General features: G+C 60.2%; 13 protein-coding genes. 11 read left to right on the top strand and 2 right to left on the bottom strand.

The window, feature by feature from the left end; genetic code table 11:
- Positions 1–14 precede the first annotated feature (14 nt).
- Entirely contained in the window at positions 15–299 is a 285-nt protein-coding gene (locus C9383_RS12045) for a DUF1652 domain-containing protein (protein WP_060752896.1), read from the bottom strand.
- A gap of 253 nt (positions 300–552) precedes the next feature.
- Between C9383_RS12045 and C9383_RS12050 the strand changes: the two genes are divergently transcribed.
- The 4 genes from C9383_RS12050 (at position 553) to C9383_RS12065 (ending at position 4,880) form a co-directional block, all read left to right on the top strand.
- A complete protein-coding gene (locus tag C9383_RS12050) occupies positions 553–1,362 on the top strand; it encodes a helix-turn-helix transcriptional regulator (RefSeq protein ID WP_060752897.1) in 810 nt (269 codons plus the stop codon).
- A gap of 49 nt (positions 1,363–1,411) precedes the next feature.
- Positions 1,412–2,818, top strand: a complete 1,407-nt coding sequence (locus C9383_RS12055; RefSeq protein WP_090371159.1) for an NAD(P)/FAD-dependent oxidoreductase — start codon at positions 1,412–1,414, stop codon at positions 2,816–2,818.
- A 79-nt stretch (positions 2,819–2,897) separates the two neighbouring features.
- Complete coding sequence (locus C9383_RS12060) at positions 2,898–3,977, top strand: polyamine ABC transporter substrate-binding protein (RefSeq protein ID WP_090371157.1); 1,080 nt, start codon at positions 2,898–2,900, stop codon at positions 3,975–3,977.
- A gap of 486 nt (positions 3,978–4,463) precedes the next feature.
- On the top strand, positions 4,464–4,880 hold the full coding sequence (locus C9383_RS12065) for a hypothetical protein (protein WP_090371155.1): 417 nt from the start codon (positions 4,464–4,466) through the stop codon (positions 4,878–4,880).
- 78 nt (positions 4,881–4,958) lie between these two features.
- On the opposite strand, the gene C9383_RS12070 is transcribed toward C9383_RS12065, so the two are convergent.
- Positions 4,959–5,744 (bottom strand): helix-turn-helix transcriptional regulator, encoded by a 786-nt coding sequence (locus C9383_RS12070; RefSeq protein WP_090371153.1) that lies wholly within the window; start codon positions 5,742–5,744, stop codon positions 4,959–4,961.
- A gap of 201 nt (positions 5,745–5,945) precedes the next feature.
- Here C9383_RS12070 and C9383_RS12075 point away from each other — a divergent pair, with 201 nt between their 5' ends.
- The 7 genes from C9383_RS12075 (at position 5,946) to C9383_RS12105 (ending at position 15,142) form a co-directional block, all read left to right on the top strand.
- Positions 5,946–7,310, top strand: coding sequence for an APC family permease (locus tag C9383_RS12075; protein WP_090371150.1), 1,365 nt, complete (start codon positions 5,946–5,948; stop codon positions 7,308–7,310).
- Positions 7,311–7,319: 9 nt separating this feature from the next.
- Complete coding sequence (locus tag C9383_RS12080) at positions 7,320–8,423, top strand: DmpA family aminopeptidase (RefSeq protein ID WP_090371148.1); 1,104 nt, start codon at positions 7,320–7,322, stop codon at positions 8,421–8,423.
- A 367-nt stretch (positions 8,424–8,790) separates the two neighbouring features.
- Positions 8,791–10,224 (top strand): serralysin family metalloprotease, encoded by a 1,434-nt coding sequence (locus C9383_RS12085; RefSeq protein ID WP_090371146.1) that lies wholly within the window; start codon positions 8,791–8,793, stop codon positions 10,222–10,224.
- A 48-nt stretch (positions 10,225–10,272) separates the two neighbouring features.
- The gene (locus C9383_RS12090; RefSeq protein ID WP_090371143.1) at positions 10,273–10,641 is read left to right on the top strand and encodes an AprI/Inh family metalloprotease inhibitor; all 369 of its coding nucleotides are present in this window, start codon (positions 10,273–10,275) and stop codon (positions 10,639–10,641) included.
- A 102-nt stretch (positions 10,642–10,743) separates the two neighbouring features.
- Positions 10,744–12,495: a type I secretion system permease/ATPase gene (locus C9383_RS12095; protein ID WP_090371140.1), complete on the top strand. Its 1,752-nt coding sequence runs from the start codon at positions 10,744–10,746 to the stop codon at positions 12,493–12,495.
- Positions 12,492–13,805, top strand: a complete 1,314-nt coding sequence (locus tag C9383_RS12100; protein WP_090371138.1) for an HlyD family type I secretion periplasmic adaptor subunit — start codon at positions 12,492–12,494, stop codon at positions 13,803–13,805. Before C9383_RS12095 ends, C9383_RS12100 begins: the two co-directional genes overlap by 4 nt.
- Positions 13,806–13,807: 2 nt before the next feature.
- On the top strand, positions 13,808–15,142 hold the full coding sequence (locus tag C9383_RS12105) for a TolC family outer membrane protein (RefSeq protein WP_060753095.1): 1,335 nt from the start codon (positions 13,808–13,810) through the stop codon (positions 15,140–15,142).
- Positions 15,143–15,155 lie beyond the last annotated feature (13 nt).

Here is a 15,155-nt window from a genome sequence, read left to right on the forward strand (position 1 = left end):
GCCCGGGCAAGGCATCAAGCCCGCAAAGACAGCGGTGGTACAAAGGACTCCAACTCATCCTCCACCGCCTCGATGATGCGCTCTACATCAGAGGCATTCATCACGGTGGCGCAGGGGATGCCGGCGATGGCGATCAAGGTCTCGCCGCTGGCCCGGTCGAACAGGCGCACGATCATGCTGCCAGGCGCATCCATGCTGCCTTCGAAACCCATCGGATGAAAATGCCAGCGCATCAGCTGGCAGGCGTTGGGGAACGTCACTTTGTTCAGGTTGCCGTGCATATTGCCCACCTTGTTCATTGAGCGCTTCCTTTAGCTCGCGGCAGGGCCAGGACCGTCAATGGTCATGGTTTGAAGAATTTCAAAAATAGCATTCGTTCGTAACCGTCATGTGACTTTTTTGTCCCGTTCGGCAGTTGTTTACTGACTCTTTGATGTAGGTCATGTCCTGGTTCAAATCAGGCAAAAAGCCATTAGTGATCAGCGCTGATCGACCCTTGAAGCGGTCGTGATAATTCGGCAGTCTCACCATTTACCCGCCACAGAGCCTTATATGCCCGACAGCGCCTCGGCCGATGATTGCCAAACCACCCGGGCCACGGCTGAACTGGTGTTGCGTCACCACCTGTGTTGGCGCCATCGCGACCTGGATGGGGTCATGGCCTACTACCATCCGGACATCCAGTACCACGACTTCTTCCAGAACCGCGTGGTGGGCTACGCCGAACTGCGTGAGTACCTGCAAGCCAGCATGCCGCGTGGGCCCGATGAGGCCATCGCCCATGCTGACCGCATTCGCGCCGACGGTGACACGGCCTTCATCCAGTACTGCATCACCTTGCGCGGCGGCCAGGGGTTAGTGTCGTTCCGCACCAGCGAAGCGATCACCGTGCGTGACGGGCTGATCTGGCGGGTCAATGAATACGCATCCCTGGTGCATGAACAACCGGCCCAGGCCATACGCCCGACCGTCAGTCGCCTGGGCCTGTCGCCGCACCAGTTGGGGCATATGGCCAACGACCTGCAGCAGTATTTCCAACAGCAGCAACCCTATCTGGACCCGGAGCTGGATTTGCAACGGGTGGCCAAGGCGTGTGGCTACAGCCGCAATCAGATGTCCTACCTGCTGAACCAGGTGCTCGGGCAGAGCTTCTACCGCTACGTCAACCAGGCACGGCTCCAGCACTTGTTGGCCGAGTTGGACAAGGCCACGTCGCCGATAAAAGTCGATGAGCTGGCGTTCGCTGCGGGTTTCAACTCGTTATCGGCGTTTTACAGCGCATTTCGCCAGCACACCGGGCAGTCGCCCAAGGCTTACGTCAAGCAAATTTCTCTGCGTGCACGCGCGCAAGACAGCCCATAACCTCACGCCCTAGGATCGTCCCTATCGAAATGAGGTAGGGGAGCCCGGCATGCCGGCATGGCGCAAGATCAGTTTATGGATGGACCAGTTGGACGACCCGCTGTTGGCGCGGCCGGCGCTGGCCCATGACCTGGATGTCAACGTGGCCATTATCGGTGCCGGTTATACCGGGCTGTGGACCGCGTATTACCTGAAGCGCCAGGCACCCGAGCTGAAAATCGCGATTATCGAGGCACACACCGCAGGTTTTGGCGCGTCGGGCCGCAACGGTGGCTGGCTGATGGGCAACCTGTTGGGTGAAGACCGCTTGTTGGCGGGCCTCGACCCGCAACAACGCCGGGCCTCATTCGATCTGTTGCACGGCATTCCGGATGAAGTGGCCCAGGTGTTGGCCCGTGAAGGGATCGACTGCGACTACCGCAAAGGCGGTGCCCTGTATTGCGCCGCACGCTACCCCGAACAGGAGCGCAGCCTGCGTCGTTACCTGGACAAACTCCACGCCCAGGGGCTGACTGAACACGACTACCGCTGGTTGAGCCCGCAACAGTTGGCCGAGCAGATCCGTATCGCCAAGCCCTATGGCGGCATCTATGCGCCGCATGTCGCGACGATCAACCCCGCCAAGCTGGTGCGCGGCCTGGCGCGGGTGGTGGAGAACATGGGGGTGACGATCTACGAAAACAGCCCGGTGACCCATTGGCAGTCCGGCCGCCTGCGCACCGCCCAGGCCAGCGTGCGCGCCGCCTGGGTGGTGCCGGCGGTGGAAGGCTACGCCAACACATTGCCGGCCCTGGGGCGTTATCAGTTGCCGGTGCAAAGCCTGATGGTCGCCACCGAGCCGCTGTGCGCCGCGACCTGGGATGAAATCGGCTTGAGCCATGGCCAGGCGTTCGGCGAAAGCAGCCGTCAGGTCACCTACGGCCAGCGCTCAGCGGACAATCGCCTGGTGTTCGGGGCCCGTGGCGGCTATCAGTTCGCGGGGAAGTTGCGACACAACTTCGATCTGACCGACAGCGAAGTCGAGCTGCGTCGTTACCTGTTTGGTGAACTCTTCCCACAGCTGAAGAAGGTACGAATTACACACTCCTGGGGCGGCAACCTCGGCATGTCACGCAACTTCCGGCCACATATGTTGTGTGACCACAAGACCGGTATCGCGCTGTCTGGCGGTTATGGCGGGGAGGGCGTCGGCGCCACCAACCTGGGCGGGCGCACCTTGGCTGACCTGATCCTGGGCCTGGATACGCCATTGACCACCCAGCCCTGGGTGATCCGCGAGCGTGGCTTGGACGCACTCAAGCCCTGGGAGCCCGAGCCCTGCCGCTGGCTGGGCTACAACGCGATCATTCGCAGTTTTGTGCATGAAGACCAGGTGTTGGCCGACCCCCATACCGCGCCCTGGCGGCGCAAGTGGGCGAGCGCCGTGGCCGGCTTCATGGAAGGTTTCATGCACTGATCGTTTGACTCGCACGAACGCTTTGGATCCTTGATCGCCTGCCATAACAACAGCCCTGAAACCGCCAGGAAATCGAACCATGAAAGTCATTGCCCTGTTTCCCCTGATATTAGCGGCGTCTATCAGCCAGGCCGCTGAGACAGTGAAAATTTACAACTGGTCGGACTACATCGCGCCCGACACCACCAAGAACTTCCAGAAAGAAACCGGCATCGGTTTCACCTACGACGTGTACGACAGCAACGAGACCCTCGACGGTAAGTTGATGACGGGGCAATCGGGTTATGACGTGGTGTTCCCGTCCAACCACTTCATGGCCCGGCAGATCGAGGGCGGCGCGCTGAAGAAGCTCGACAAGCACCAATTGCCCAACTGGAAAAACCTCAACCCGGTATTGCTCAAGGCTTTGGAAAACAACGACCCGGGCAACGCCCACGGTTTTCCCTACCTGTGGGGCAGTACGGGCATCGGCTACAACATCGACAAGGTCAAGGCCGTGCTCGGCGACGACGCGCCGGTGGATTCCTGGGACTTGATCTTCAAACCGCAAAACATGGCCAAGCTGCAAAAGTGCGGGGTGGCGATCCTCGACAACGGTCCGGAACTGTTGCCGGCCGCGCTGAACTACCTGGGGTTGCCGCCCCACAGCAAGCAGCCTGAAGACTACAAAAAAGCTCAAAACCTGCTGATGAAAGTGCGGCCGTATGTGGCGTACTTCCATTCCTCGAAATACACCGCCGACCTGGCCAATGGTGACATCTGTGTGGCTGTCGGTTTCTCCGGCGACATCCTGCAAGCCGAAAGCCGTGCCAGGGAAGCCAAAAACGGCGTGAACATCGGCTACAACATCCCCAAGGAAGGCGCTGCGATCTGGTTCGACATGGTCGCCATGCCCGCCGACGCGCCCGATGAAAAAGCCGGCTACGCGTTCATGAACTACCTGCTGCGCCCGGACGTGATGGCCAGCATCACCAACTACGTGCACTACGCCAATGGCAACAGCGCGGCCGACAGCCTGGTGGACCCGATGATCAAGGCCGACACCAAGGTGTACCCGAGCCCGGAAATGATGGGCAAATTGTTTGCCCTGGAGGCGATGCCGCTGAATATCGACCGGGTGCGTACACGGGTGTGGAACACCATCCGTACCGGCCGCTGAAGTTCGTAGTGAGCGGGCTTGCCTGTCAGTTGAGCGATAAAGCGGGCGATGAATAAATTGTGGGAGGGGCGGTGCGACGATTCGACTTGCTCCCGATAGGCCGCGCAGCGGCCTCAAAAATGGGCCTGCTACGCAGTCCATCGGGAGCAAGCCCCCTCCCACAGTGACCGCGTTAATCCTTAACTGACTGGCATTAGGGCAAGCCCGTTCACTACAAGGCTGCGTTCGGTATCAGGCGGTTTAACTGGTGGGACTAGGGGTTAACGCGGACGTGATGGCCAGTTTTACCAATTACGTGCACTAAGCCAATGATAAAAGGTGCGGCAGGCCGCCTATGGAGCCGGCCACCATGGCAGGCGCGGTCCATAGAGTTTCTAGCGATTAAAAACCGATTTCTTAGACTGTCATTTCTGACAGGTTTTATTTTTGGGCGATTGACTTAAGCTCCTGATGCCTATTAGTCATCAAATGAAAAAAGGAGTTTTTATGCCAAACGTCCCTAATATCGTCCTGCCGAAAATCAGCCCGTTCGGCAGTATGGTGGGTGCGGTAACCACTGGCGGTGTGCCGAGTATTTTCATATCGACATCGGTCTATCGCGACGAACAAAGCGGAAATATTCGATTTTTTGGCAGGATGGAAGGTTCAGATCCGCTAGCGCCAGCAATCATCCAGGTCGAGATTAAGGGTGTTGACACGCCAAGCGGTACTTACACATTAGCGGACAAAGTAGTGAGTGTTACTTACGTTCCCCATGGCTCAACTCAGGGCCGCCCAGCAGTCAGTGCCGAGGTGCTGTTTATTACGTCCGGTCCGATTGTGTGGATTCGAGGACGTGTGGAGGCTAAAACCCGGGAGGGGAATGGGATAGACGTTGTGTACAATATCTTCGGAAAGGTTTGAAAGGCTCAAAACCGACAGTGCGGCTTTCTGACGTCGACTTCAGAAAGCCGCTCTTTATTGGGTAGTGACACCCGGCCCTCAGGGATTCTCCAGATCATGCCCCAACGACTGGATAAACAACGAAAACAGCTCCGGTTGTGACGAGATATCCAGCTTCGCGTACAGATGTCGCCGATGCACCTTCACGGTGTCCGGCGAAATGTTCAGGCGCTCGGCCATGGCCTTGGACGAGAACCCACGCAATACCAGCCGGGCGACTTCCAGCTCACGCTCCGACAGCACGCCGCAGCCGAAATGGCTCAGGGCGTCCCTGATCTGGCTGTCCATCGCCGGCACTCGCTGAGTGCTTTGCTGCCAATGCTGCTGCATCAAGGGCAGCACCCACGCCGCCAGCGTGGTCATCAGCCCGCTTTCTTCAAAACTGAACCGGCGTTGCATGCCCAGCGACAATGACAAAGTGCCTGCCCCCGGCAATTGCAGGATGAACTGCACCTCATCTTCCAGGACGTTGTCGTGGAAGTAGTTGAGGAAGTATTCACTCTGGCGAAAATGGTCCGGCGCCACCTCTTCGAGGCGGTACACACCGCTGAGGTAGCCTTCGCGGCACGCCTGGAAAAACGGGTCGAGCAAATACAAGCCATTGAGGTAAACCAGCATCGACGCCGGTTTGCTGCTGGGCTGGGCGTCGTATTCCTCCAGCGCCTGGGGCGGGCCTTCCAGTGGGTAGAAGATCGCCAGGGCGTTGTCGAAGGGCAGGCACTGATGCAGTAACAGCACCAGTTGTTTCCAGAACCGCTCGGTGCCGATCTGTGACAGGGTGCGCCCCAGCCCTGCATGCATGCCGATTTCCCTGAACAGGCTCATTTAAACGGCTCCCGGCCTCGAATAGATCGGTCAAGGGTTGGGTTTTTGCCGGGGGCCGTCAAGGGGAGTACCCCAATAGGGGAATTGGCTGACACCGTCGCAGCCGATACCTTCGTGCTCATTCAGCGGGAAACATATCCCGCAACCCATCCGGTTTTTCGTTTCTGCCTCACACCAAAAACAACGACAGAGGATAACGATATGAGTGCTTCTCCCGCGCCAGACGGCGTGCTCAAGCCGACCTTGAGCGTCTTCGATGTGGTGGCCATCACCGTTTCGGCGGTCACTCCGGCCAGTTCCGTGTTCGTCATCGCGCCCTTTGCCATTCAACAGGCCGGCAGTGGTGTGTTCCTGGCCTTTGTGATGGCCGCTTTGCTCGCACTGATGTTCGCCTTCTGCTACGCCGAACTGGGGCGTGCCCATAACAGCGCAGGGGGTGAATATGTCTACGCCAAGCGCGTGTTCGGCGGCATGGCCGGTTATGCGACGTTTTTGACCGTGCTGGTCATGTTGCTGTTTATCCCGCCGGTACTGGCAACGGGAGCCGCGACGTATCTCAATAACGCCTTGGGCACGAAATTCGATTCGCAAACCGTAGCCCTGGTGATCGTAGTGTGCAGCTACGCACTGGGCATACTCAATATCAAGCTCAATGCCTGGATCACCGGCACTTGCCTGTTGCTGGAAGTGGCGGCACTGCTGGTGATCGTGTGTATCGGCTTCGGTAACCCGGTGCAGCCGGCCAGCGTGCTGTTGCAACCGCAGATTGTCGAGAACGGCATGTTGCATCTGGCGCCCTGGGGCCTGGTGATCGGCGCGGTCGGTATCGGCCTGTTTTCGTTCAATGGCTATGGCCCGGCCGTGCTGCTGGCCGAAGACATGAAGTGTGGCGGCAAAGGCGTACACAAAGCCGTATTGTGGTCGCTGGGGCTGGTGGTGGTGATTGAGCTGGTGCCGATCACCGCGTTGCTAATCGGCGCGCCGTCGCTGAGTGCGATGATCAGCAGCCCGGACCCCATCGGTTATCTGTTGACCAGCCACGGCAATGAAACCCTGTCACGCCTGGTCAGCGCGGGGATCTTCCTGTCGGTGTTCAATGCCATCGTCGCCATCGTCATCCAGATCGGCCGCGTGGTGTTCAGCAGTGGCCGCGATGCGCTGTGGACGCCGACCATCAATCGCTGCTTCACGCGTATCCACCCGCGTTGGGATTCACCCTGGTTGGCTACGCTGTTTCTGGCGGTTCCCTCGGCGTTGCTGAGTTTCAGCTCCAATTTGGCGGACCTGACCTCATTCAGCGTATTGCTGATCATGCTGGTGTACTTGGTGGTGGCGTTGAGTGCGCTGATGAGCCGGGTGCTGCTGCGTGATCGTGAGCATCCGTACCGCATGCCGCTGTGGCCGCTGCCGGCGTTACTGGCGGTGCTGGGGGCGGGTTATTTACTGACGACCCTGATCGCGGCTGCGTCGGTCCGGGACATCATGATCATCATCGGCTTGCTGGCCACGTCGGTGATTTTGTATTGCATCAGTGGCCGGTTGAGTCCGGCGTTTCAGAAATTGTAAGGAGTGGTTATGCGTGCACGTCAATTGGGCATCACGTTGGGGCTGGGCACGCCCGGCGAATTGAATGCAATCACCGATGTACCGGGCGTGCGGGTCGGCCACGCCACGCTCAAGACCTGCATCGACGGCAAACAGGTGCGCACCGGCGTCAGCGTCATCCAGCCACGGGCCGGGGAGGCGCGCCATCAACCATGCTTTGCCGGCTATCACGTGCTCAATGGCAATGGCGACGCCACTGGCCTTGAATGGATCAGCGAAGCGGGGCTGCTGACCACGCCGCTGGCGATCACCAACACCCACAGCATCGGCGTGGTGCGCGACACGTTGATCGCCCTGGAGCGTGAGCGCCTGGCAGACCCGGCCGTGTATTGGTGCATGCCGGTGGTGATGGAAACCTACGACGGCCTGCTGAATGATATCTGGGGCCAGCACGTCAAGCCTGAGCATGTGCGCACGGCGCTGGATAACGCTGAATCCGGCCCGGTGCAGGAGGGCGCGGTGGGCGGCGGTACCGGGATGATCTGTCACGAGTTCAAGGGCGGAATCGGGACGGCATCGCGGCGCTTGCCGGCGCAGCAGGGGGGCTGGACGGTCGGCGCGCTGGTGCAGGCCAACCATGGCAAACGCCAGGAACTGCGTGTGGATGGCTACCCGGTGGGGCGTCATCTGATGGAGATCCCTTCGCCGTTCGCCGAACGCGGTACGCCCGGCATGGGCTCGATTGTGGTGATCCTCGCCACCGACGCGCCGTTATTGCCGCACCAGTGCCGACGCCTGGCACAGCGTGCCTCGGTCGGTATCGCCCGCACCGGTGGCGGCACTGAAGACTCCAGTGGCGATCTGTTCCTGGCGTTCGCCACGGGCAACCAGGCGATCCCGCCAGCCGATTACGGGCGCAAGGACCTACCGCTGAGCACGCCCCTGCAGATGGTGAACAACGACCATATTTCACCGCTGTTCAGCGCGGCGGCAGAGGCGGTGGAGGAGGCGATCATCAATGCCTTGCTGGCCGGTGAAGACATGACCACGCAAGACGGCATCAGCGTGCCGGGACTTACCGGCGAGAGGCTGATCAGCGCGTTGAACAAGTCGGGTTGGAGTGTGGCCCGGTAATAGGGGACAAAGCACTTTAATAGTGCAGATAGTGGCTCTTTAATGTTGTAGATGACACCGTGACAATATATTGGATCCATTTATCAAGTGTGCCGCTCAACTTGAGCGGCTTTACCGATATTTAATATTTAAATAACAGTGGGCGACAATTGGCCGCGCAGAAGCAATGGCCCCCAATAAATGCTGGAGAGCACTTCCTCAAGTTGAATCTACGTCACAGTTTCAATGCGGAAATATTTGTAGACGAAAGATTTCAGGTTGTGTCAGTTTCGATACGCCTTCAAAAGAGGCGAGTGATAGGACGATCTCGCCCGCGAGGTTCCTATCGAACAAAGACTGATGCACTTGCAAACAAGGAAGTACGTTTATGTCAAAAGTAAAAGACAAAGCTATTGTTTCTGCAGCGCAAACCAGCACAGCGTATTCGCAGATCGATAGTTTCAGCCATCTGTACGACCGTGGCGGCAACCTCACGGTCAATGGCAAACCGTCCTACACCGTGGACCAGGCAGCGACCCAGCTGCTGCGGGATGGTGCTGCGTACCGGGACTTTGATGGCAACGGCAAGATCGATCTGACCTACACCTTCCTCACCTCGGCTTCCTCGGCCACCATGAACAAACATGGCATTTCCGGGTTCAGCCAATTCAACACCCAGCAAAAAGCACAGGCCGCACTGGCCATGCAATCCTGGTCGGATGTCGCCAACGTGACCTTTACCGAAAAGGCTTCCGGTGGTGATGCACACATGACCTTCGGCAACTACAGCGGTGGCCAGGACGGCGCAGCGGCTTTCGCCTACCTGCCCGGCACCGGCGCAGGCTACGACGGCACTTCGTGGTACCTGACCAACAACAGCTACACGCCGAACAAGACCCCGGACCTGAACAACTATGGCCGGCAGACCCTGACCCACGAAATCGGCCACACCCTGGGCCTGGCTCACCCTGGCGACTACAACGCCGGGAATGGCAACCCGACCTATAACGACGCGACCTATGGACAGGACACGCGTGGCTACAGCGTCATGAGTTACTGGAGCGAGAGCAACACCAACCAGAACTTCAGTAAAGGCGGGGTCGAGGCTTACTCCTCGGGCCCGCTGATCGACGACATCGCGGCGATCCAGAAGCTCTACGGCGCCAACTACAACACGCGTGCCGGCGACACCACCTACGGTTTCAACTCCAACACCGGGCGTGATTTCTACAGCGCCACTTCCAATGCCGACAAGCTGGTGTTTTCGGTATGGGACGGTGGCGGCAATGACACCCTGGACTTCTCCGGTTTTACCCAGAACCAGAAGATCAACCTCAATGAAGCGTCGTTCTCCGACGTTGGCGGCCTGGTGGGCAACGTGTCCATCGCCAAGGGCGTCACGGTCGAAAACGCCTTCGGCGGTTCGGGCAACGACCTGATCATTGGTAACAACGCAGCCAACCTCATCAAGGGCGGTGCCGGCAACGACATCATCTACGGCGGCGGCGGTGCGGACCAACTGTGGGGCGGCGCCGGCAGCGATACCTTCGTGTACGGTGCCAGTTCCGACTCCAAGCCGGGTGCGGCCGACAAGATCTTCGACTTCACCTCCGGTTCCGACAAGATCGACCTCACCGGTATCACCAAAGGTGCAGGCTTGAGCTTCGTCAATGCATTCACCGGGCATGCCGGCGATGCTGTACTGACCTACGCCTCGGGTACCAACCTGGGTACGTTGGCAGTGGACTTCTCTGGGCATGGCGTGGCGGATTTCCTCGTCACCACCGTTGGCCAGGCGGCAACCAGCGACATCGTAGCCTGATGTAAAGCGCGCGGCGCCACGGCGCCGCGCTCTATGATGGAGCAGAAGATGCCGCGTTTTTCCCATTTGATCGCCTGTGCTTCGCAGGTGTTGTTCGTTTTGGCAGGAGCCCAAGCAATGGCGAGCAGTCTCGTATTACCCTCCAGCGCCCAATTGGCCGGGCATTGGCAGCTCAAGCAACAGGATCAGGTCTGCGCGCTGGACCTGCTGGAACAGGCCAATGCGCTGGCCGGTGATGTCGCCTGTGTCGAACAATGGCTGGGAGACAAACCCTTGACCTGGTCACCGACCCCGGACGGCATCTGGTTGATGAACGCCGAAGGCAGCGGTATTACCCATTTGAATCGCCAGAAAGAAGGCGAATATAAAGGGCGCACCGCCTCCGGTTCGGAAGTTGTATTGCAACGCACGCCTTAGTTAATCGTTATAAGCCTATAACTCGATTTCATAGTTGGCCGTCCCTTAGTCAGGGGGCTGGGCAACTATTGCGCGTATTCGCTTCAGGGAAGATCAATAAATATGGCGAAGTCCCATGCGGTTGTGCCCTTATTCAGGGCATTGGGTGAATACAAAAGTATTTTGATCAGCATCGGCTGTTTCACCGCGTTGATTAACGTGCTGATGCTGGTGCCGTCGATTTACATGCTGCAAGTGTATGACCGCGTGCTGTCCTCCCAGAATGAAACCACGCTGGTGATGTTGACACTGATGGTCGTGGGCTTCTTTGCCTTTGTCGGCACCCTGGAAGTGGTGCGCAGTTTTATCGTGATCCGTATCGGCAGCCAGTTGGAACAGCGTTTCAACCTGCGCGTGTACAAGGCCGCGTTCGAACGCAACCTGCAACGGGGCCAGGGGCATGCCGGGCAGTCCCTGGGCGATTTGACGGTGATCCGCCAATTCATCACCGGGCCTGCGCTGTTCGCATTTTTCGATGCGCCGTGGTTTCCCATCTACCTGTTCGTGATTTTCCTGTTCAACGTGTGGCTCGGCGTGCTGGCCACGGCAGGCGCCGTGATCTTGATCGCATTGGCTTGCCTGAACGAATACCTGACCAAAAAGCCGCTGGGCGAGGCGGGCGCCTTTTCCCAGCAGTCGACGCAGTTGGCCACCAGCCATTTGCACAACGCCGAGACGATCCAGGCCATGGGCATGCTCGGCGCGCTGCGCAAGCGCTGGTTCGCCGTGCATGCGCAATTTCTCGGTTACCAGAACAAGGCCAGCGACACCGGCTCGGTGATCACCTCCCTGAGCAAATCCTTGCGCCTGTGCCTGCAATCGCTGGTGCTGGGCCTGGGTGCGTGGCTGGTGATCAAGGGCCAGATGACCGCCGGGATGATGATCGCCGGCTCCATTCTGATGGGGCGCGTACTCAGCCCGATCGACCAATTGATCGCGGTGTGGAAGCAGTGGAGCTCGGCCAAGCTGGCTTACCAACGCCTCGACAATCTGTTGCGTGAGTTTCCACCGCAAGTCGAACAGATGGCCTTGCCGGCGCCCAAGGGTCAGGTGAGTTTCGAGCAAGTCAGCGCGGGCCCGCCGGGGCGACGCCTGGCCACCCTGCATCAAGTCAGCTTCAACCTGGGGGCCGGTGAAGTGCTGGGCGTGCTCGGCGCATCGGGCTCCGGTAAATCCACCCTGGCCCGCGTGCTGGTGGGTGTCTGGCCGACCCTGGCGGGCACTGTGCGCCTGGACGGCGCGGATATTCACCGCTGGGATCGCGATGACCTCGGCCCGCATATCGGCTACCTGCCCCAGGACATCGAATTGTTCAGCGGCAGCATCGCCGACAACATCGCACGCTTTCGCGATGCCGACCCGGAGCAGGTGGTGAAGGCGGCGCAACAGGCCGGGGTGCATGAGCTGATCCTGCGCTTGCCGCAAGGCTACGACACGGTGCTGGGCGACAACGGTGGCGGCCTGTCAGGCGGCCAGAAACAACGCGTGGCCCTGGCCCGTGCGCTGTACGGCGCGCCGCGCTTGATCGTGCTGGATGAGCCCAACTCTAACCTCGACACCGTAGGCGAAGCCGCGCTGGCCAGCGCCATCGTGCAGATGAAAGCCCAGGGCTCAAGCGTGGTGCTGGTGACGCACCGCTCTTCGGCGCTGGCCCAGGCGGACAAATTGGCGGTGCTCAACGAAGGGCGGTTGCAGGCGTTCGGGCCGAGCCAGGAAGTGCTGCGCGCCTTGTCGGGCCAGCCGGAAGCACCACGGGAAAAGGCCGGAGTGAGCCTTAGCCGTCAGTACCCAGCCGCAAGGAACCCAGGCGCATGAGCAGTACCACTTTCGAATCCCCTTTCAAGCAGCGAGACGCCGGTTTTTTCGTCAAGATGGGCTGGTTGCTGACGGTTGTCGGCGCCGGCGGTTTTTTCCTCTGGGCCAGCCTGGCCCCACTGGACCAAGGCATTCCGGTGCAAGGCACGGTTGTGGTGTCGGGCAAGCGCAAGGCTGTGCAAACCCTCAGCCCAGGCGTGGTCAGCCGGATCCTGGTGAAGGAGGGCGAGGCGGTCAAACAAGGCCAGCCGCTGTTTCTGCTCGACCAGACCCAGCATCAAGCCGACGTGCAGTCGCTACAGGCCCAATACCGCCTGGCCTGGGCCAGCGCCGCCCGCTGGCAGAGCGAGCGCGACAACCAATCCAGCGTCACCTTTCCGGCCGAGTTGAGTGCCAACCCTGACCCGGCGCTGGCGTTGGTGCTTGAAGGCCAGCGCCAACTCTTCAGCAGCCGCCGCGAAGCCTTTGCCCGCGAGCAGGCGGGCATCAGCGCGAACATCGAAGGCGCCAGCGCACAGCTCGATGGCATGCGCCGTGCCCGCAGCGACCTCACTGCCCAGGCGCAATCGCTGCGCGAGCAACTGAGCAACCTGCAGCCCCTGGCCGACAATGGCTATATCCCGCGCAACCGCCTGATGGACTATCAGCGTCAGCTGTCCCAGGTCCAGCAAAGCCTGGCGCAAAACACCGGGGAAAGCGGTCGCGTCGCGCAAGGCATCCTCGAGTCGCGCCTCAAGTTGCAGCAACACCGTGAGGAATACCAAAAGGAGGTGCGCAGCCAACTGGCCGACGCCCAGTTGCGCAGCTTGACCCTGGAGCAGCAGTTGACCTCGGCGGGTTTCGACCTGCAGCACAGCGAAATCAACGCCCCGGCCGACGGCATTGCGGTCAACCTTGGCGTGCACACGGAAGGCGCCGTGGTGCGGGCCGGTGAAACCCTGCTGGAGATCGTGCCCCAGGGCACGCGCCTGGAGGTGGAAGGGCATCTGCCGGTGCATCTGGTGGACAAGGTGGGCACCCATCTGCCGGTCGACATCCTGTTCACGGCGTTCAACCAGAGCCGCACCCCGCGTGTGCCGGGCGAGGTCAGCCTGATCTCCGCCGACCAGATGCTCGATGAAAAAACCGGCGCGCCGTACTACGTGCTGCGTAGCAGCGTCAGTGACGCGGCACTGGAAAAACTCCACGGCCTGGTGATCAAGCCCGGCATGCCCGCCGAGATGTTCGTGCGCACTGGTGAGCGTTCGTTGCTCAATTACCTGTTCAAGCCGCTGCTCGACCGCGCCGGCTCCGCGTTGACCGAGGAATGAGCATGAAGTCAGTGTTCATCACCTTGCTGTTGGCCTGTGGCAGTGCGCAAGCGGCCATGGGCCCGTTCGATGTGTACGAACAGGCCCTGCGTAACGACCCGGTCTTCCTCGGGGCGATCAAGGAGCGCGATGCCGGCCTGGAGAACCGTACCATTGGTCGTGCCGGGCTGCTGCCGAGGCTGTCGTACAACTACAACAAGGGCCGTAACAACTCCGAGGCGCACCTGCCGGATGGACGCGGCGGCTCCTATCGCGACGACCGCAATTACAACAGCTACGGCTCCACGTTCAGCCTGCAACAGCCGTTGTTCGACTACGAAGCCTATGCCAACTACCGCAAGGGCGTGGCCCAGGCGTTGTTTGCCGACGAGAGCTTTCGCGACAAGAGCCAGGCGCTGCTGGTGCGGGTACTGAGTTACTACACCCAGGCGTTGTTCGCCCAGGACCAGATCGACATTGCCCGCGCCAAGAAGAAAGCGTACGAGCAACAGTTCCAGCAGAACCAGCATCTGTTCCAGCAAGGCGAGGGCACGCGCACCGACATCCTGGAAGCCGAGTCGCGTTATGAATTGGCGACCGCCGAAGAAATCCAGGCGCTGGACGAACAAGACGCGTCGCTGCGCGAACTGGGGGCCTTGATCGGCGTGCAGAGCGTCGACATCCATGACCTGGCGCCCCTGAACCAGAGCTTCGCCGCCTTCACCTTGACCCCGGCCAACTACGACACCTGGCATGAGCTGGCGATCAGCAATAACCCCACGCTGGCATCCCAGCGCCAGGCGGTCGAGGTGGCGCATTATGAGGTGGAACGCAACCGCGCCGGGCATTTGCCGAAGATCACCGCGTACGCCAGCTCGCGTCGCCAGGAGTCCGACAGCGGCAACACCTACAACCAGCGCTATGACACCAACACCATCGGTGTCGAATTCAGCCTGCCGCTGTATGCCGGTGGCGCCGTCTCCGCGTCCACCCGCCAGGCCAGCCGCGCCATGGAGCAGGCCGAGTACGAGCTGGAAGGCAAGACCCGCGAGACCCTGATCGAACTGCGTCGCCAGTTCAGCGCCTGCCTGTCGGGGGTGAGCAAGTTGCGCGCCTATCAAAAAGCCCTGGTTTCGGCTGAAGCGCTGGTGGTGTCTACCCGGCAAAGCATCCTCGGCGGTGAGCGGGTCAACCTCGACGCGTTGAACGCCGAACAGCAGCTGTACAGCACCCGTCGCGACCTGGCCCAGGCGCGTTATGACTACCTGATGGCCTGGACCAAATTGCATTACTACGCCGGCAACTTGCGTGACACCGACCTGGCGAAAGTCGATGAGGCTTTCGGCCCGGTGAAATGAGCGTCTAAAAAAA

This window comes from Pseudomonas palleroniana, from assembly GCF_003031675.1.
Taxonomy (GTDB): domain Bacteria; phylum Pseudomonadota; class Gammaproteobacteria; order Pseudomonadales; family Pseudomonadaceae; genus Aquipseudomonas; species Aquipseudomonas palleroniana.